General features: G+C 73.8%; 2 protein-coding genes. Both read left to right on the plus strand.

The window, feature by feature from the left end; genetic code table 11:
* Window positions 1–25 precede the first annotated feature (25 nt).
* Window positions 26–736 carry an MFS transporter gene (locus Q4I23_RS32620; protein ID WP_498528992.1) on the plus strand — a complete coding sequence of 237 codons (711 nt, stop codon included), beginning with the start codon at window positions 26–28 and terminating at the stop codon, window positions 734–736.
* The coding region (locus tag Q4I23_RS32625; protein WP_498528993.1) for an alginate export family protein at window positions 733–1,471 on the plus strand (739 nt) is incomplete at its 3' end. The genes Q4I23_RS32620 and Q4I23_RS32625, both read left to right, overlap by 4 nt.

Here is a 1,471-nt window from a genome sequence, read left to right on the forward strand (position 1 = left end):
GTTATAGTCTCGTGGGCTCGGAGATGTGTATAAGAGACAGGTCATGGGCATCCTGGCGCTGGCCCCGCCGCGCTGGCTGGCCCTGCCGGTCCTGCTCGGCGCCGGTGCGGCCTGGATCGCCGTGCTGACGACGCTGAGCGCCACCACCCAGGCCATCCTGCCCAACTGGGTGCGCGGGCGTGGGCTGGCGCTGTACCTGACCGTGTTCAACGGCGCTTTGACGGCGGGCAGCCTCGGCTGGGGCGCGCTGGCCGACGCCATCGGCGTGCCGGCCACCCTGTGGGTCAGCGCCGCCGGCCTGCTCGCCGTCGCGATCCTGTCCCGCGCGGTGCCGCTGCCGGAGGGCGAGGCCGACCTGACCCCGTCCAACCACTGGCCGGAGCCGCTGACCGCCGAGCCGGTGCGCAACGACCGTGGCCCGGTGCTCATCACCATCGAGTATCGGGTGGCCGCCGCCGACCAGCAGGCCTTCCACGCCGCGCTCCGTCGCCTGTCGGAGGCGCGGCGGCGGGACGGCGCCTACGCCTGGGGCGTCAGCCAGGACTCCGGCGATCCGGAGCGGGTGCTGGAGTGGTTCTTCGTCGAATCCTGGGCGGAGCACCAGCGCCAGCACCGCCGGGTGTCCAACGCCGACGCGGACGTGCAGAAGGAGGCGCTGGCCTTCCACCGCGGCGACGGGCCGCCGCGGGTGTCGCATTTCCTGGCGCTGGAGCACCACGCGGGGCGGTCCTCGTGAGGCGGTGGCGCGGGGCGCTGGCCGCGGTAGTGCTTACGGCTCTGCTGCTCCAGTCCGCCCCGGTCCTCTCGGAGACGCCCCCGCCGCTGACCAACAGCCGTTACGACGAGGATTACCGCTACCTCCTCGACCCGGCGGCGGGGAGTGGCGCCTTCTGGGAGCGGTTCAAGGCGATCCCGCTCACCCCCGGCGGCACGGTTTCCCTGTCCACCGGTCTGGAGGCGCGGCTGCGCGGCGAGGCGGTGCGCAACAGCGGGTGGGGGCAGGACGAGCCGAGGAACGACGCCTACGGCCTGTGGCGCCTGCTGCCCTACGCAGATTTGCGCGCCGGGCCGGCCCTGCGGGTCTTCGGGCAGTTGATCATGGCCGGCTCGGCGGGCAAGCTCGGGCCGGAGGGGGCGCCGGACGTGGACCGCGCCGACCTGCTGCAGGGCTTCGCCGACCTCTCCGTCCCGTTGGGGGGCGCGCAGGGGACGCTGCGGGCGGGGCGCCAGATGCTCGCCTACGGGTCGGAGCGGCTGATCAGCCTGCGCTACGGCGCCAACGTGCCGCGCGCCTTCGACGCGGTGACGGGCATCGTGCAATCCGGCCCCTGGCGGGTGGACGGCTTTTTCGGCCGCCCGGTCCGCGCGGCGCCCGACCTGTTCGACGACCGGCGCGATGGCGGGCGCTCCGCCTGGGGGCTGTACGCCACGCGCGGTGCGGGGGCTGTCTCTTATACACATCTGACGCTGC

It is taken from the genome of Azospirillum sp. UFLA03-27, from assembly GCF_059803775.1.